The sequence below is a fragment of the Flavobacterium microcysteis genome (assembly GCF_006385255.1).
Lineage (GTDB): Bacteria > Bacteroidota > Bacteroidia > Flavobacteriales > Flavobacteriaceae > Flavobacterium > Flavobacterium microcysteis.
On record NZ_VFJE01000053.1, the window covers coordinates 34376 to 51695 of the forward strand.

A 17320-nucleotide genomic window follows, 5' to 3' on the forward strand; every position below is an offset into this window, starting at 1 on the left:
ATGTTAATAATACTATGCTGGCATAATACGTGTTCTTAATTGTCTTAACAACTAACAAAAATAATTTAATTATGAAGCTATTAAAAATTATTTCGACAAATGTGTTGTTGCTTGCCGGGATGGCGACTTATGCACAATCTACACAATCTTCAGGCTCATTTAATGAGGCAGGATTTGGAGTAAAAGCAGGTTTAAATTATTCTACAGTTACAAAAGGGGATTTTGACGAAGGCCCAGATGCCAGAACAAGTTTTTATGTGGGTGCTATAGCGGAAATTCCACTTATTGACAATTCCTTCTCCATACAGCCGGAGGTTATTTATTCGCGACAAGGTTTTGAAAGGAATTATTCGTTTCTAGGAAGCGACTATACTGCAGAGTACCAATTGGACTATATTAATGTTCCGATATTGGCAAAGCTTTACATCGTAAAAGGATTTAGCATAGAAGCCGGTCCGCAGTTCGGATTTAAAATCAGTGAAAAAGTCGATTTAGACAATAATGACGGTAATACCGGAGAAGATCTTGATGAAGTCAACGATTTTAATATGAGCTTAGCTGCCGGTCTTACATTTCAATTTGATGGCGGTTTATTTATCAACGGGAGATACAACCATAGTTTTAATGAGGTTGTTAAAGATACTGATGCTAAAAACTCCGTTTTCCAAGTTGGTTTAGGATTTAAATTCTAATCTAATTCAAATTACAAATAAAAAAACAGCCTTTGGGAATGACTCTCAAAGGCTGTTTCTATTAAATGCGGGTACAGTTCTAATTAATACACTATTTTTCTGGAAACTTTTATTCCTTCTGTCGTAACGACCTGAACAATCAACACCTGATCTGTTGGAGGCAGGCTTTTGATTATTTTTTCTGAAGCGTTGATTTTTTGACCGTCGAATAATAATCTTCCTTGAATATCAAAAACTCTTATGCCGTCAATTGTGGCCAATCCTGATGTTACGACAACATCTTTGTCTTTTTTATAAATCACGATGCTTTCCGGGTTAAATTCAGGTATTCCCAGTGCCTCATTTCTATAAACGATTTGGAATCTGCTATCAAATGTTCCGATACCTGCCGTAAAGCTATACGGTCCTGATTTCAGGTTATGAATTGTGTTCTGAAGATTGTCTTTCAAATAAATATCCTGGCTGACAAACAATCCGTCTAACATATCAAGGCTGATTGTAAAAGTTCCGGCAATAGTGGTCTTGATTCCCAAATTGACTACATCTGTGTTATCAAACGGAAGCGCACGTCCTTGTATTGCCAGTTTTTGCGAGTCAGTTATGGAATAGATACTAACATGGTTGCCTCCAAAAAGACTACCGTCAAAACCTCTATCCAGACCATTAGTGGCTCCTCCAATATATCCCACCAGCGTTTGGTTAAAAGCACCCTGGCTATTTCTTAGATTCAGCCAGAACCTGTTTTTTTCAATTCCTGAATTGGCAGCATTCCGCTTATTAGGGTTCATAGTCCTGTAAAAACGATTGTTTTCATCTTGGACTCTCATCGTATTCGTAAACCTGGCAGGAAGATTTCCAAGACCTCGTACAAAAAACGCCTGTCCGGAAGCCAAATATTTCGTTGGTGTAGCACCATTGAAATTGTCGCTGATTTCAGGATTTAAAGGATCTGGTGTTGCTGGCGATGTGGCTACTCCACCAGATAAATTATAGGTTGCATAGTCATTTGCTGTGTAATTATAGGTCTGGTCGCCTGGCACTGCATTGCTTGGAGCAGAATTGTGTGTCCATAGATAAATCGTTCCATCCAAAGCAGCGACATTGTCTACATAGGATAGGAATGCATCCAAATCTACCGCCGACGGATAAGGATTTCCTATCAGGTTCCATTTATAGTCTGCCGGCAAAGGACTTGTATTTCCATAAACCGTAATGGGAATGTCTCCATTGTTTGGCACTCCTTCAAAAGTACCTTCATATTGTACTGCAGCCGTTGTCGAGAAACTCTGAGGCGCTCTTACAATATAACCTTTGGCGTCTGCCATAGTAACATTACCGTTCATATGTGTAACCCAAGCCTGACTAACCGGATTCCAGCTATAATACTTATCTGCCATTGTTGTTGGAGACAAATTATGCAACATCTGCCCTGCAACCGGAGATGCCCAGTACGTAAAATCAAGTCTTTTTACTGGTTGTGTTTTACGTTTTGATCTGATTATTCCGATATTGGTATTTGTTGTACCAGCAGTTTGCAAGAGGCTTGCAGTATCTTCAAATGTAAGCGTGGCCGCAGGATTTATCCTAACCTGATTTCTCACGGTTACGGTGTTGTCTGCATTAATCACTACATTTCCACTGTTTACCTGAAGAAGGCATCCTGAAATATCACCTATGGAGCTATAATTTCCATTAAAAATTATCTTTTCGGTTCCGGCTACCGGCGCTGTTCCAGAACTCCAGGAAGTACCGTTCCAGGTATTAGAACTACCCGAAATAATTGCCGTATCAGTTGCTTCACATCCGGAGCCATTAGTTACGGTGGCTGTATAGGTTTGTGCTGCATCCGGATAAGCATATACAGTTGCACTATTTCCACCTGTATAGGGAGTTGTTAAAGCTGAATCCGTATACAATCCTGCGATTGGAGTCCAAGCCACCGGTGAAGGAACTGAAGTTCCTGTAATCCTGATATCGTCAATATTCCAACCGTAGTTCCATCCGGAATAATACCTAAAACGGACTCTAAGGTTAGGCTGATTGATATACGCAGAAAGATTAATATTTACAGTAGCAAAATTTGTCGGGCTACCTTGGTCGCTGGTATATGTTTGTATCGCTGTCCAAACTCCATCTAAATCGCCATCCGTATTTACCTCTACAATAGCTCTGTCTGGTGCTTCGAAATTATCATAGTTGTAATAATGCCTGAAGCTAAGAGTCAGTGAAGTATAATTATACGTATTGATTGCCCCACTCATAGTCAATGCATTGTTTGAAAAACCAGGATCATCGTAATAAGAGTCAATCGCTCCAAAACTGCTTCCTGAATTTACTGTTCCATAGCTGATATATTCACTTGGACTTTCTTCAATGTACCAGTATCCGAAATCAGAAGAACCATAATCCTGCAACATCATTAATGTGGATGTAGACACTTCAAAGTCTTCATAGAAAAGAGTATCTGTTGTTCCAGAATTGCTCCCTGTGGCAACCAATTCGATAACGCCATCGCATAAATTAGCAGCAGCCGGTGTTACCGATGATGAAGGAGCCGGATACACAAAAGCGTTTACAGGAAATCTTGGGCTTTCACAAACTCCATTATAGGCTGTTACATAATAGGTTTTTGTAACGCTCAATGATGGTGTCACAAATGAACCTGTAGGTGTGACCGCCACAGGGCTTCCGCTGCTTATGTATTCATACCATCTGTATTCTGTAGTTCCAGCTCCACCTGTAGCCGTTAAGGTTACTGTGCCAGGCCCGCAGGTTCTTCCAGAGGTTGCGGTAACCGTATGTGAACACGACTGGATTACGGTAATAAGATAGTCTTCTACTTCACCATTATTGAATGTGGCCTGACAAGGATTATTATTTGCATTACGCATTAATTTTATCCTCAGTCGGGTTGTGCCAAGAGTTGCACCAGCCGGTACTGTAATCGTCAAAGTGTAAGTACCACTACCAGATGCAGCAATCGGACCTGTCACCACTTCTCCTGCATCTCCAAAATCGCCATCCTGATTCCAATCTGCAAAAAGATATATACCGTCATTGGCATGCCCACTGGATGTTGTTACTTTAATGGTAGATGTAGCAGTTCCCTGCATTACAGATGCAATTGAGCCTAACCCTGTATAATTAGCATAGTTTGACTGTGTACTCGTATTTGAAAATCCTCCTGAAACAACTCTTGAAATATATTCGTTGTTGTTTGTAGATGTAGTCGGACAATAACAAAGTGTAGTTGTTACCAATAGCGGTGTTGAGATTGTAGTATTGCCACTGCAGGTTATTCTTGATCTATAATATTTATTGGATGTCTGACTCGTTACTTGTGTACTAGCGGTGCCCAGGTTTGTCAAACCTGAAGTAAATGCCAGATCATTAGCACTTTCCCACTGGTATGTTATTCCTGTTCCTGTATAAGTCGTTCCAAGCGATAATGTAAAATTCGTAGCTGTACAAACTGGATTTGCAGAGCTTACAGTTGTAGAAGCAGCCGGAGCACCTGAACATACTGGTAATGGCGTCCACCTGAAAGTTGTTCCTGTTGATGGAAAAGTAGTATTTCTGGTTCTGCAGGCATGTGTGTTTAATGTTCCAGCCGTCGTATTATTATACCAGTCTGTATTGTTTGCCTGCAGGAGTCTATTATTGAAATCTCCATTGGTAGCACCTCGCAACCCAACCTGAACATTAAAATTGGTATTCGTAGCCGGAGCACAGCTACCATATCTCATTTCAACAACATTGGTGGTTTCATACAAGCGTATCTGAAAATTAAAATCGCCATTAATTATACCTGAACTATATCGCCTCGCATTATTCCATTGAACTACAAATACCCTGTTTGGACTCGAACCGGTAGTTCCATAAACAATAGTAGAACTATTGGAAGTTAAATCTCCTCCTAAAGCACTAACAGCTCCTGAATAGGCATTCCCTTGGGAAATAGGATTATAATCTGTTGTTCCGGATGCTGTTCCTCCAAAAGTTACATAACCGTTTGAATTTACAGAACAGGAAGTATAACCTGTTCCGTTAAATGTAAAAGTAAATGGAATGGCTACAGAAGCCACATTATCATCCCAACCGGAAACATGCACTACTGTTGATGTTGGTAAAGAGGTATAAGTCCCGGAAGATTGGGAAAAAGTATAGGCACTAACCTGTCCAAAACTTTTATGTGCTGTAAAGAAAACAAGCAACATCAAAATCAGCTGAAGAATTTTTGCACGGGGAATGCTTTCAAATTCATCAATTGATAAATTTTTGTAATTATTTTTCATAGTCTAGGGGTTTAACATCGAAATTTATGATAAAACAAAGCCGTTTTAACACAAATTCAGACTATGAAAAGTATTTTCAGAATAATTACGACCAACTACATTTCCGTATCGTCCAACTACAATATTTGACTATTACTGTTGATAAGTTTTTTTAGTTTATGTGTATAAAATCAACAAAAAAAGTAGGATTAAACTTACTTATAGTTATTAAAATCGTCTAATTGACACAGTTAGGAGATAAAAAGTTACATTATTCATAAAAAATAAGAGCGATTTTCACGTATGAAAACCGCTCTTACAACCTAACCAACCATTAAAAACAAAAATTAATTTTTCATGTATTTTTTATAATTTTCAGTATCGATTCTTGCTTTCAGATCATGCAATAAACTATACAATCCGAAGAAAGTCCTATTGATGTATAAAAAGTGTTTTGAACCACGATTCCCATTCATTTTCCTAAGTTTTGAATCTTTACTGTATTCTTCGCTAAGCTGCGCCATCTCTCCAAAAAAGGCTTCATCTGAAAAATCAAAAGCATCGGTTTGGTAGGGTCTTGTAAACAACCGTAGCAGCTGATTGAACAATTCAGAAAAATAAGCGACTTCTTCTTTAGTATCGTCATGTCGCAAAATCTCAAGCGCATATAATTTCTCGAGAAACAGTTCTTGATTATCCATAATTTCGGGTCTTGCCAATTCAAAATACGGAATATAAAAATCTTCCGGAACCTGTTTTATGCATCCAAAATCAATGGCTATCAAATTTCCATCCTTATCAATTAAAAAGTTACCCGGATGCGGATCAGCATGAACCTGTCGGAGCTGGTGCATCTGGAACATATAAAAATCCCATAACGCCTGGCCTAATCTATCGCCTTTTGCTCTGTCTTCATTATGAGCTGTAAATTCAGACAAATGTTCGCCATCCATCCAATCCATCGTAATAATCTTTTTAGAAGACAATTCAGGATAGTATTTCGGAAATTTCAGATTGGTAATTTCACTACAGGCTTCTGCTATAGCAACACCCTGGCTCAATTCCAATTCATAATCTGTTTCTTCCAGCAGTTTATTTTCCACTTCCTTAAAGTACCTTTCCGAATCTTTCCCTTGAAGATTAAACATCTTGACAGCAAAAGGCTTGACAATAGCCAAATCAGAGCTAATACTTTCTGCTACTCCGGGATACTGGATTTTTACAGCTAGTTTTTTTCCGTCTTTAGTCGCTTGATGAACTTGTCCAATACTTGCAGCATTCACAGAATCTGCCGTAAATGAATCATAAATCTCTTCGGGAAACATTCCTAAGTATTTCTTGAACGTTTTTCTTACCAAAGGCGCTGATAAAGGCGGTACAGAAAACTGGGCAAGTGAAAACTTCTCTACATAGGCTCTTGGCATGATATTTTTATCCATACTCAGCATCTGAGCTACTTTCAAAGCGCTGCCTTTTAAGTTTTTCAATCCGTCATAAATATCCTCAGCGTTATTTTCATTCAGCTTTTCTTTTGTCAGGGAAGGATTGACAATCTTTTCTCCATAATAGGCAATATAGTTGCCTCCCACCTTAATTCCGGTTTTAACCAATTGTCCGGCTCTTTCAATCTTATTTACGGGTATCTTATCTAGTGTTTTCATCTTTCCTCCTTATCTTCTTTCTTTCCAAATAAATTTCCCCAGATCAAACAGGCTTTCCAATGGCGTCGTATCCAGTATATCAAAAGTAGCTTTCACTGCTTTCTCAATCATGATATCCGTTTTCTCAAATCCTTTTGATGTATCTTCCATCCAAAATTTCAATATGAATAAGAACTGAAGCCAGGCACCTTCAGAAAAAACCGGCGTTGTGATTTTCTTTATCTTGCTGTCTTTTTCTGTCTCTCCTGTTTTTAATATATCTACGATATAATCTTTGAAATGGTTTCGAAGTGATGCCAACTGTTTGAGATTACGGAGTCCTTCCTTATTATCTTTTAATGTATAGTAAACGTAGGTTCTGTTTAATGTCAGGATTTCAAATAATGTGAAATAAAGTGACAACAGCTTATTCCTGTTTTCATAGGCAGCATAATTAGCATCTTTATGCAGCGTACTTATTGCATTTTCAAAAAACTTGACCCAGATTGTTTCTCTTAAGGCATCCAGCGAATTAAAAAAGGAGTAAAAATCGGCTTCCTCTATTGCATTCTCTTTGCAAAAAAGATATACGTTTTTTGGAGCTTCGTTTTTTTCAAGAACAGCATTCATATACATTTCGATCAACTGATCATCATCGATAAGCTGTTTTTTTGACTTCGGGTTCTTTGCTGTTGCCATGATATAGTTTTTTTTGATTGTACAGTAAAGGTACATTTCAATTATTTCTGAAACATATAAACATCTGTTAAATATCTTTCAAAAAATTTGAACTAATGTCGTACATTCCAAAGCTTTATTTTTCATTGGCATAAAAAAGGCCGTCTAAAAAGACGGCCTTAGAAACTATATTCTTGTATAATTTAGTTTTTCACTTCTTTTTGGGCATCTTGTACCATTTTTTCATTTGCTGTAATTGCAAATTCAACACGACGGTTTTTAGATCTTCCGTCAGGCGTATCATTTGATGCTATAGGATCAGCTATTCCTAAACCTGTAGTATTAAATCTCGAACCATTAATACCTTTGCTAACCAAATAGCTCTTTACAGAAGCAGCTCTTTCACCTGACAATTTCAAGTTATATTCAGCTGGACCTGTACTGTCAGTATATCCGTAAATCTGAATGTTAGTATCAGGGTACGAATTAAACACACTAACCAGCTTATCAAGGTTTGCTTTAGCTGCAGCTGTCAAAGTTGATTTGTTGGTATCAAAACGAACAGCATTTTCATTCAATGTCAATTTGATTCCTTCTCCTACTCTTTCTACTTCAGCTCCCGGAAGCGCATTATCAATTTCTCTGGCTTGCTTGTCCATTTTGTTACCGATAACACCTCCAACGGTTCCACCAACAACACCTCCAAGAACAGCTCCTAAAGCAGTGTTCCCTCCTTTACCTATGTTATTACCCAAAATACCTCCAAGAACAGCACCTGCAGCAACACCAATACCAGCTCCTTTTTGAGTATTATTCATATTTTTTGCAGACTCACAGCCTGTAAAAAAAGTACCTATAGCAAATAAACATGCTAATGAATATATTCCAATTCTTTTCATATCGATTATTGTTTTTGGATTAGTTTACTTTTGTAAATTGATATACAACGTCTGTCAGTTTCCCTCCTACGTCAATTTTGTCTATCAATTGGAATGAGGTTTCTGTTTGGTTGGCAACAGCCAATACATACCCATCTCTTACTCTTTTAGCTTTTTCACCAGCATCAAGAACTTTAAGGACAAATTGTCCGTCTTTATTAACAAACCAGGTAATTGGCGAGCTGAATGCCGGACATCCCATTTTGGTCAATGCCATCTCACCTTTATTATTGTTTGAAATGAATTTCCACGTACTTCCTACAAAACATTGTGAATCAGCTAACTGAAAAGAATTCACCTTAATGTATTCAGAGCCTGGATAATTAACGGAACTGACAACCCAGTTTCCTTTAATTGCAACCTGTGAAGACCTATCCGTCTTAGTGTTAGTTATCGATGAAGTTTTACAAGATGCAAATAGCACTGCAAAAACTCCAAGTAAGATTAATTTTTTCATAGATTGGTATTTTTAAAGTTTATTACGTTACAAATATACAATGGATTGATTTCGAAATGTTAAAATTTCCATTTTATTATCTTAAAATTAACAATTCAGCCAATTTGTCATTTCAATAGTTTTTGGTATTCTATTTGAAAATAAAAATACTGAAAATAATTAACAATATTAATATCAATAGTTTATGACAACAGGAAAAATTAATGTTTCGGTAGAAAACATTTTCCCGCTTATCAAAAAGTTCTTATACAGCGATCACGAGATTTTCTTGCGCGAATTGGTTTCCAATGCAACTGACGCTACGTTAAAGCTAAAACATCTGGCAAATATTGGCGAGGCTAAAGTGGAATATGGAAATCCTATCATCGAGATAAAAATCGATAAGGAAGGAAAGAAAATTCATATTATCGATCAGGGCTTGGGGATGACTGCGGAAGAGGTAGAAAAGTACATCAATCAGGTTGCTTTTTCCGGAGCGGAAGAATTTCTTGAAAAATATAAAGATTCTGCCAAAGACTCAGGAATCATAGGCCACTTCGGACTAGGTTTCTATTCGGCATTTATGGTGGCAGAAAAAGTAGAGATTATTACAAAATCCTATAAAAACGAACCGGCAGCACATTGGACATGCGACGGAAGTCCGGAATTTACACTGGAATCCTCTGACAAAACTTCACGCGGTACGGAAATCATATTACATATCGCAGAAGATTCTTTGGAATTTCTTGAAGAAGGAAAAATTTCAGGGTTATTGGAGAAGTATAACAAGTTCATGCCTATTCCAATCAAATTCGGAACAAGAACCGAAACGCTTCCAAAACCGGATGATGCTCCAGAAGATTATGTAGCAGAGACTATCGAAGTTGACAATATCATCAACAATCCAAATCCGGCATGGACAAAGCAGCCGACGGAGCTTACTGATGAAGATTATAAGGAGTTCTACAGAGAATTGTATCCGATGCAATTTGAAGAACCGCTTTTTAATATCCATTTGAATGTCGACTATCCTTTTAACCTGACAGGAATATTGTATTTCCCAAAAATGACAGGTGACCTGCAGATCCAAAAAGATAAAATTCAGCTCTATCAGAATCAGGTTTTCGTGACCGACAATGTTGAAGGAATCGTTCCCGAGTTTTTGACTATGCTAAAAGGAGTTATCGATTCTCCGGACATCCCCCTAAACGTTTCTCGTTCCTACCTGCAAGCTGACGGAGCCGTAAAGAAGATTTCCAACTACATTACCCGAAAAGTAGCTGACAAGTTGAAATCGCTTTTCACTGAAAACCGTGAAGATTTCGAACAAAAATGGAACGATATCAAAATCGTATTGGAATATGGTATGCTGTCTGAGCCTAAGTTTTACGAAAAGGCCGGTGCATTTGCATTGTATCCTACCGTTGATGAGAAATACTACACACTTGAGGAATTAAAAGAGAAAACAAAAGACACACAAACCGACAAAAACGGTAATCTTGTCATTTTATATGCTTCTAACAAAGACGCACAGCATAGTTATATTGCCGAAGCTCAAGCTAAAGGTTATGACGTACTGCTTTTGGATTCACCAATCATTTCGCACCTTATCCAAAAACTAGAGGCTGATAATGAAAAACTGACATTCGTACGTGTTGATTCTGACCATATCAATAACCTGATCAAGAAAGAAGAAGAAACAATTTCCAAGCTTTCTGATGAGGAAAAAGAAAAACTAAAAACGGAACTGGAAGGTGTAATTTCAGACAAGAAATATTCTATCCAGCTAGAAGCTCTGGACAGCCAGTCGGCGCCATTTGTGATTACGCAACCAGAATTTTTGCGTCGTATGAAAGAAATGAGCCAAACCGGCGGCGGAGGTATGTTTGGAATGGGCAATATGCCGGAAATGTACAATTTGGTAGTTAATACCAATCACGAATTGGCTTCGAACATATTAAATTCTACAGACAAATCACATCAGGAAGCTGTCGTGAAACAAGCATTAGATTTGGCTAAACTGTCTCAGAACCTGTTAAAAGGAGAAGAATTGACCGCTTTTGTAAAAAGAAGCTTTGAGTTGATTAAGTAAGATTTGAGATTGAGGATTTTAGATTGCAGATTTCTGCTTTCTGTTTACCCAAAATATCTATCATCTATCATCTATTATCTATTTTACATACTTTAATTAAAAAAACCCTGTAAGTTTCTTGCAGGGTTTTTTAATGATTTTATCTTAATAAACTTTGCGGCTTATCTGAGTTTTCATCTCAATCAATAATCCATAACAGTACGGGTTTATCAGTCTTTTGGAGTTTTTTATCCAAAAGCTTCATAAAATCATCTGATACTGCCGGACAACCCCAACTTAACGGAGCATATCTAGGAGCTATTTCTGTATTTGAAACTGCCGTCCAGGAATGCAGGACTATGACTCTGCTTACGGCATTACTATTTGTGGCATCTAATCCATGAAGCCAGTATTTTATCTTGATGCCCCAAGTACTGGAATCTCTTTTTCCGATCTTGTACTTACCTTGTGACGAGCAGTGGCTATTGTCTTTATTGCTGAATTTTGCCTTTTCCCATTTCGTCTCATTGGTTTGGCCAACATCGCAGCTGCCGTGAGTCACAAGATTTTCATCACTGATTTTATCGGTCTTGAAATCGTAGATATAAAATCTGTTTTTCCCGGAATGAACACTCAAGTCAATCAGGAAATAATAGTCTTCGTTAAATTTTTCTTTTTTACAAAATGCCTTTGCTTCTTTATGAAAGCTGGCATAATCACGCTTTTTGATATTCTTTTCGGTACTGGTGGCTGGTCCTTCGCTACAACTAATAAAATGCAAGGCCACAAATAGGAAGATTCTTTGGATCATAGTATTTCTATCGGATTTAAAATAAATTACTGGCTATTACTTCTTAACTACAATCCTGTTAAAATAGTATTATTTAATGACAAAAAAAGGATTAGCAAAAAACTATGCCTTATCTTTGCCCGCTTTTTAAAAATGAAAAAATGTTTGGAAATAAAGTATTAAAAGGAGTTTTTCTTGTAGGTCTTGGTGCTACGAGTTATGGAATGTTGGCAACTTTTGTAAAGATGGCCTATGGTGAAGGCTATACAACAGCCGAAGTTACTTCGTCGCAATTTTTGTTCGGGATTATCGGAATACTTCTTATAAATGCTTTTCAAAAAACCAGAAAAGACAATGTTGTAATCAAAGCTTCTAAAAAGAATATTACACATTTGATGATTGCTGGTACGTCTACCGGATTGACCAGTATTTTTTACTATCTCGCAGTACGTTATATTCCTGTTTCAATCGGAATCGTATTGCTTATGCAGACGGTTTGGATGGGTGTGCTTTTAGAGATGTTTCTTGAAAAAAAGCTTCCTTCAACTACAAAGATAATTGCGGTTGTTATTGTATTGATTGGTACTGCTTTGGCAACAAATCTTATCAATACTGAAGTTGACCTGGATTGGCGAGGTCTTGCCTGGGGACTTATGGCAGCAGCTTCTTTTACAACAACAATGTTTACAGCTAATAGAATTGCAGTCGGTATTTCTTCTGCGCAAAGAAGTCTTTATATGCTTTTAGGAGGTGGAATCATCGTGCTTATATTTGCGCTGATTACCCAAAACACGCCTTTTGACACTAGTATTTTCTTAAAATGGGGAATTGTACTTTCATTATTTGGAACCATCATACCTCCAATGTTATTGAATGCCGGATTTCCGCTTACAGGTATCGGATTGGGAAGTATTGTTTCTTCTCTTGAGCTTCCGGTTTCAGTACTTATGGCCTTTTTCCTTCTTCAAGAAGAAGTCGTATTCCTACAATGGCTGGGTATCGTGCTCATCATTCTGGCAATTGTCATTATGAATGTCAAGTTTCGGAAGCAGGAATCCTAAAATTATATTTTTTACACTACTATGAACTGCCCGGATTTCGGGCAGTTTTTTTTTATTGTTTATCAGATTTCCCGCATTCGAAAAACCTTGCTTTATTTTTAAACGTATACAAAAAAATAATTGCATTACTTTGCATTGTCTTGAAAAGGGCGCTCCAAAACAAATAATACCGCGAATACTAATGGGAAAGATATCTCTAAAAACCACTATTGACATAACCTTTATAGTTATCGTCACTTCTTTTGCAATTCTTGCCTACTCTATCCACAGCCGATCACAATCTGTAAGACAAAACAGGATGATCGTAAACCATACGAGCAATATCAATAGCGTGCTTGAAAAAGTGCTTTCCAGTACTATCGACATCGAAACAGGAACACGTGGCTATACGATTACCGGAGATGAAAATTACCTGGAAGTTTACAACCACGGACATAAAAATCTCGAAATATGGATTGATTCGCTTCGTTCTATGAACGAAACTGACGAATACCAAAATAAAAAGCTCGACACCTTGGAAAAGCTAATTGAATCCAAGCAGAAAGTAAGCGCTATGGTAATCAAGGCACGAAGAGAATATGGAATGGAAGAAGCTACAGAATTGATAAAAAAAGGCCGTGGCAAGGAAGTTATGGATTCTATCAGAAGATCAATACGTGACTACCAAAATCAGGCAGTGCTAATTTTATCCGACAATCTGGCCCAGACCGAAGAAAATGTGCAAGCTCGAAACAATCGTTTCTTTCTTTTTATTGTTGTCACATTTGCGATATTGATCTTTGCTTATATCAAGATTCGTCAGAATACGAAACGCTTACTATTGGATAAAATCATCCAGGAAAACCTGATGGATGAACTTACGATTCAAAACCAACAGCTTAATGATTTTGCCAGCATTACTTCACACAACCTCCGATCACCAGCATCAAACATTACGGCTCTGATTGCTACTATTGAAGATGACAGTCCGATTGAAGAGTATAAGACAATTTTTGAAATGCTTAGAAAAGTAGCGCAGAACCTGAATGATTCGCTAAACCAGCTTATGGAAGTACTGCATATCAAAAAAAATAAAATTGAAAAGGAAATATTGTCTTTCCATCAAGTCTATTCCAAGACAATTGAATCGCTACAAGGTGAAATTTTAAAATCTGGTGCCATAATAAAAGCTGATTTTAAAGAAGTATCAGAAATAGCCTATTCCAGAATCTACTTGGAAAGTATTTTTCACAATCTCATTAGCAATGCTCTCAAATACAGAGCTATGGAAAGAACACCGGAAATTACAATTCGTTCTGAAAGAAAAAATAATATTGTTTATCTTTATGTTATTGATAACGGACTTGGAATCGATCTGACAAAAAATGGCCATAAGATTTTCGGTATGAACCAGATTTTCCATAATCACCCGGAGGCCAAAGGCATTGGGCTTTTTATGACGAAGACACAAATCGAAAGTATGAAAGGGAAAATCTCTGTAGCCAGCGAAGTCAATATCGGAACCACGTTTACGGTCATGTTCGGAACATAAACTAAAATCGCAGGATATGAATGATATTGTCAATTATTTCTCAACCATTCCTTCATTGCACAGAGGCCTTATACTCGTGGGTGGCATTGCAATCTTTTGGATGATTGAAAACGCATTTCCCTTATTTCGGTTCAATTATAAAAAATGGAATCATGCCGGAATCAATATCTTCTTTACCCTGACGACCATAGTTGTAAATTTCATTTTAGCTTTTATATTGCTTCTGGCCTCGGAATGGGCATTAAAAAACAATTTTGGAGTTCTTGAGTGGCTACCAGAACTTCCGTTATGGCTGTATACTTTAATCGGATTATTACTTCTTGACCTTATTGGAGCTTATTTAGCACATCTTGTACAGCACAAAACCCGATGGCTCTGGCATTTCCACTTGATTCATCATACGGACACCTGGGTAGACACGACTACTGCCAACAGACATCATCCGGGAGAAAGTGTCGTACGCTTTGTATTTACTGCTGCTGCCGTACTCATAACTGGTGCTCCGATGTGGCTTGCATTTTTATACCAATCCTTATCGGTTGTTTTTTCTCAATTTAACCATGCCAATCTTTCGCTTCCTGAAAAGCTCGACAGATACATCAGTTATATTATCGTTTCTCCGAATATGCACAAAGTGCACCATCATTATGTTTTGCCTTATACAGATTCTAATTATGGCAATATCTTCTCTATATGGGACAGGCTTTTTGGTACTTTTTTGACACTCCCAAAAGAAAACATTATCTACGGTGTTGATACTCATATGCAACCATCCGAAAATAATCGCCTCTCTAATCTGGTTGCAATTCCCTTTCAGAAACACAGATCTCCTCAAACTGTTCCCGAAGAAAAAATTTAAGACCGCTTGAAAAAGTAATTATTTTTTTTATTAATATTGAGTAACAATTAAAAAACGTACAATTACTATTTATCTGAATTAATTTTCATGTAATGAAAAAAGGCAAAAACATTGAGCTGACTCGAGAGGAAAATGAAAAGCTTGTTACATTGGCTTTAGAGGAAAAAAATCCTTTTGAGATTATTAAAAAAGAGTTAGGATTAACCGAAAAGGATGTAATCGAAATAATGAAGAAAAGACTTACCGCAGATAAATTTGAGCTGTGGAAGAAAAAAGCAATGGCTAGCAAGCCTAAGCCAAAACCGCCAAAGATTGATGATTTTGATGAAGATTTGGACGGGAAATACTACATCAAGAATAAATTTGATTAACATAAATACTTTAAAAATATTCCTTTTAGGAATATTTTTTTTGCCTTTACCTCAAATAAAACATAAACTAAAATTAATTTTATTTAAGTTTGCATAAACTTTATTAATATAAAATTGAATTAATTTTAGTTTATGACACCAAAACTCCCAATTCATTGTCCCAGTTGTAGCGACTCTCTCTCTGTTTCACAGTTGAAGTGCGAGAACTGCCAGACTACCGTTTCCGGTAACTATTCGCTTCCCTTCTATCTCCAGCTTTCTGAAGAAGAACAAAATTTTATCCTTCAATTTTTCCTTACCAGCGGCAGCCTTAAAGAAATGGCCGTGCAGATGGGCAATAGCTACCCCACTGTTAGGAACAAACTGGATGATATTATTGAAAAAATAAAAAAACTTAAATCCGGAAACCAATGAAAAAGCTCTTTTTTAACCCGTTCGAAAAAAACTCAGAAACCAGGCTTCTTGTTTTTGGATTAATCATAACTGCAATCGGAAGTTATCTTGGCTATCTTTTAAATGGCAGATATGACGGTGTTATTGACTTACATTTTACAAAAAACACCACACTTGCCCAACCTTTTATCGATAACCTGATTAATATTGTTTCCTTATTTGCAGTACTTTTTCTTGTTGGGAAGCTCATTAACTCCAAAACCAGAATAATTGACATCCTAAGTCCTATTCTTATCTCACGTATACCTTTTTACCTGTTGACTTTTTTCAATTTCAGAAATTATATTTCAGATGTCACTGCCAGCATCGTTGAAAAACTAGACCTAAAAGCAATGCCTACTGAACTAGACCTGTCTCCAGTTAGCATGATACTATTAATGCTGTTTGCCATGATATCTATTTTGTGTCTGGTATGGTTTATAATCCTTCTCTACAACGGATTTAAAATAGCAACCAACTGTAAGACCATTGCACACAAATTATATTTCGCACTTGCTATTGTGGCTGCAGAAATTATTTCCAAAATCCTTATCTCACTTCTTACCTATTAACATCATGATCAAAAAAATAATCTCACTTAGTTTTGTATTCTTTTCAGCAGTAGCCTCGTTTTCACAAGAAAGCAAATTTTCTACAGAGGAAATAGACATCAACCCTTTTATCCCGGGAACTCTTTACACTCCTGAAAAGGCTTCTAAAAAAACAGACTTGATTATCCTGATTGCAGGTTCAGGACCAACTGATAGAAATGGGAACCAGCTGGGTGCCATCAGCAACTGCTTAAAATTTTTAGCTGAGGGTCTGGCCAAAAACAATTTTGCAGTTTACAATTATGACAAAAGGCCTATTGTTGAAATGCGTTCCGGAAAATTAGATGAATCCAAACTAAGCTTTGACCCTTTAATCCAAGATGTAAAAGATATCGTAAGCTACTTCAAAGCAAAAAAACAGTTTCATAAAATCATCATTGCCGGACATAGTGAAGGATCTCTGATTGGTATGAATGCCGCACTACCTGATGCGGATGCTTTTATTTCGCTTGCCGGTGCAGGCAGGCCGATCGATGAAGTTTTGGTAGAACAGATTGGGAAGAGAGCGCCAATGTTGAAAGAAGAAACAGCCAAAGGTCTTGAACTTCTCAAAAAAGGAGAAACTTTTGAAGCTAAAAATCCAATGTTAGCAGGACTTTTCAGAGCAAGTGTCCAACCTTATATGATTTCATGGCTGAAACACAATCCGCAGGAAGAAATCAAAAAACTACAAATCCCTATTCTTATTATTAATGGCACAAAAGACATACAGATTCCAGTACAAGACGCTGAATTGCTCCATAATGCCAATCCGAAATCGGAATTAGTCCTTATTGAAAACATGAACCATATATTCAAAGAAATCAAAGGAGATGAGACCGAAAACATGGGAAGTTACACGAATCCGAACCTTCCGGTGATGCCTCAACTTATAGAAAAAATTACTACCTTTCTCAAAAAAATATAATTCTTTCTTAAATAAAACAGGAAGCTGTA

15 protein-coding genes are annotated in these 17320 nt (G+C 37.1%); 9 read left to right on the plus strand and 6 right to left on the minus strand.

Annotation, left to right across the window (positions count from 1 at the left end; genetic code table 11):
• Positions 1 to 71: 71 nt before the first annotated feature.
• Positions 72 to 692, plus strand: coding sequence for a porin family protein (locus FJA49_RS07300; RefSeq protein ID WP_140000335.1), 621 nt, complete (start codon positions 72 to 74; stop codon positions 690 to 692).
• A gap of 83 nt (positions 693 to 775) precedes the next feature.
• On the opposite strand, the gene FJA49_RS07305 is transcribed toward FJA49_RS07300, so the two are convergent.
• From FJA49_RS07305 to FJA49_RS07325, 5 genes are all read right to left on the minus strand, one after another.
• Complete coding sequence (locus FJA49_RS07305; protein ID WP_140000336.1) at positions 776 to 4987, minus strand: GEVED domain-containing protein; 4212 nt, start codon at positions 4985 to 4987, stop codon at positions 776 to 778.
• 326 nt (positions 4988 to 5313) lie between these two features.
• Positions 5314 to 6627: an ABC1 kinase family protein gene (locus FJA49_RS07310; RefSeq protein WP_140000337.1), complete on the minus strand. Its 1314-nt coding sequence runs from the start codon at positions 6625 to 6627 to the stop codon at positions 5314 to 5316.
• Positions 6628 to 6636: 9 nt separating this feature from the next.
• The gene (locus FJA49_RS07315; RefSeq protein WP_140000338.1) at positions 6637 to 7305 is read right to left on the minus strand and encodes a TetR family transcriptional regulator C-terminal domain-containing protein; all 669 of its coding nucleotides are present in this window, start codon (positions 7303 to 7305) and stop codon (positions 6637 to 6639) included.
• 182 nt (positions 7306 to 7487) lie between these two features.
• The gene (locus FJA49_RS07320) at positions 7488 to 8183 is read right to left on the minus strand and encodes an OmpA family protein (RefSeq protein ID WP_140000339.1); all 696 of its coding nucleotides are present in this window, start codon (positions 8181 to 8183) and stop codon (positions 7488 to 7490) included.
• Between the two features lie 19 nt (positions 8184 to 8202).
• Positions 8203 to 8679: a lipocalin family protein gene (locus FJA49_RS07325; RefSeq protein ID WP_140000340.1), complete on the minus strand. Its 477-nt coding sequence runs from the start codon at positions 8677 to 8679 to the stop codon at positions 8203 to 8205.
• A gap of 184 nt (positions 8680 to 8863) precedes the next feature.
• Here FJA49_RS07325 and htpG point away from each other — a divergent pair, with 184 nt between their 5' ends.
• On the plus strand, positions 8864 to 10750 hold the full coding sequence (gene htpG, locus FJA49_RS07330) for a molecular chaperone HtpG (protein WP_140000341.1): 1887 nt from the start codon (positions 8864 to 8866) through the stop codon (positions 10748 to 10750).
• Positions 10751 to 10928: 178 nt separating this feature from the next.
• On the opposite strand, the gene FJA49_RS07335 is transcribed toward htpG, so the two are convergent.
• Entirely contained in the window at positions 10929 to 11540 is a 612-nt protein-coding gene (locus FJA49_RS07335; RefSeq protein WP_140000342.1) for a murein L,D-transpeptidase catalytic domain-containing protein, read from the minus strand.
• Positions 11541 to 11680: 140 nt separating this feature from the next.
• Between FJA49_RS07335 and FJA49_RS07340 the strand changes: the two genes are divergently transcribed.
• From FJA49_RS07340 to FJA49_RS07370, 7 genes are all read left to right on the plus strand, one after another.
• Entirely contained in the window at positions 11681 to 12580 is a 900-nt protein-coding gene (locus FJA49_RS07340; RefSeq protein ID WP_140000343.1) for an EamA family transporter, read from the plus strand.
• Between the two features lie 181 nt (positions 12581 to 12761).
• On the plus strand, positions 12762 to 14111 hold the full coding sequence (locus tag FJA49_RS07345; RefSeq protein ID WP_140000344.1) for a sensor histidine kinase: 1350 nt from the start codon (positions 12762 to 12764) through the stop codon (positions 14109 to 14111).
• Positions 14112 to 14127: 16 nt separating this feature from the next.
• Positions 14128 to 14970 (plus strand): sterol desaturase family protein, encoded by an 843-nt coding sequence (locus tag FJA49_RS07350; RefSeq protein WP_140000345.1) that lies wholly within the window; start codon positions 14128 to 14130, stop codon positions 14968 to 14970.
• Between the two features lie 92 nt (positions 14971 to 15062).
• Positions 15063 to 15341 carry a DUF2805 domain-containing protein gene (locus tag FJA49_RS07355; protein ID WP_140000346.1) on the plus strand — a complete coding sequence of 93 codons (279 nt, stop codon included), beginning with the start codon at positions 15063 to 15065 and terminating at the stop codon, positions 15339 to 15341.
• A gap of 132 nt (positions 15342 to 15473) precedes the next feature.
• Complete coding sequence (locus tag FJA49_RS07360) at positions 15474 to 15755, plus strand: DUF2089 family protein (protein ID WP_140000347.1); 282 nt, start codon at positions 15474 to 15476, stop codon at positions 15753 to 15755.
• Positions 15752 to 16345 (plus strand): hypothetical protein, encoded by a 594-nt coding sequence (locus FJA49_RS07365; RefSeq protein WP_140000348.1) that lies wholly within the window; start codon positions 15752 to 15754, stop codon positions 16343 to 16345. Before FJA49_RS07360 ends, FJA49_RS07365 begins: the two co-directional genes overlap by 4 nt.
• A gap of 4 nt (positions 16346 to 16349) precedes the next feature.
• Entirely contained in the window at positions 16350 to 17291 is a 942-nt protein-coding gene (locus FJA49_RS07370; protein ID WP_140000349.1) for an alpha/beta hydrolase, read from the plus strand.
• Positions 17292 to 17320: the final 29 nt, after the last annotated feature.

Coding starts and splice junctions, on each gene's coding strand:
- FJA49_RS07300 (WP_140000335.1), top strand. CDS start 72: ATGAAGCTATTAAAAATTATTTCGACAAATGTGTTGTTGCTTGCCGGG.
- FJA49_RS07305 (WP_140000336.1), bottom strand. CDS start 4,987: ATGAAAAATAATTACAAAAATTTATCAATTGATGAATTTGAAAGCATT.
- FJA49_RS07310 (WP_140000337.1), bottom strand. CDS start 6,627: ATGAAAACACTAGATAAGATACCCGTAAATAAGATTGAAAGAGCCGGA.
- FJA49_RS07315 (WP_140000338.1), bottom strand. CDS start 7,305: ATGGCAACAGCAAAGAACCCGAAGTCAAAAAAACAGCTTATCGATGAT.
- FJA49_RS07320 (WP_140000339.1), bottom strand. CDS start 8,183: ATGAAAAGAATTGGAATATATTCATTAGCATGTTTATTTGCTATAGGT.
- FJA49_RS07325 (WP_140000340.1), bottom strand. CDS start 8,679: ATGAAAAAATTAATCTTACTTGGAGTTTTTGCAGTGCTATTTGCATCT.
- htpG (WP_140000341.1), top strand. CDS start 8,864: ATGACAACAGGAAAAATTAATGTTTCGGTAGAAAACATTTTCCCGCTT.
- FJA49_RS07335 (WP_140000342.1), bottom strand. CDS start 11,540: ATGATCCAAAGAATCTTCCTATTTGTGGCCTTGCATTTTATTAGTTGT.
- FJA49_RS07340 (WP_140000343.1), top strand. CDS start 11,681: ATGTTTGGAAATAAAGTATTAAAAGGAGTTTTTCTTGTAGGTCTTGGT.
- FJA49_RS07345 (WP_140000344.1), top strand. CDS start 12,762: ATGGGAAAGATATCTCTAAAAACCACTATTGACATAACCTTTATAGTT.
- FJA49_RS07350 (WP_140000345.1), top strand. CDS start 14,128: ATGAATGATATTGTCAATTATTTCTCAACCATTCCTTCATTGCACAGA.
- FJA49_RS07355 (WP_140000346.1), top strand. CDS start 15,063: ATGAAAAAAGGCAAAAACATTGAGCTGACTCGAGAGGAAAATGAAAAG.
- FJA49_RS07360 (WP_140000347.1), top strand. CDS start 15,474: ATGACACCAAAACTCCCAATTCATTGTCCCAGTTGTAGCGACTCTCTC.
- FJA49_RS07365 (WP_140000348.1), top strand. CDS start 15,752: ATGAAAAAGCTCTTTTTTAACCCGTTCGAAAAAAACTCAGAAACCAGG.
- FJA49_RS07370 (WP_140000349.1), top strand. CDS start 16,350: ATGATCAAAAAAATAATCTCACTTAGTTTTGTATTCTTTTCAGCAGTA.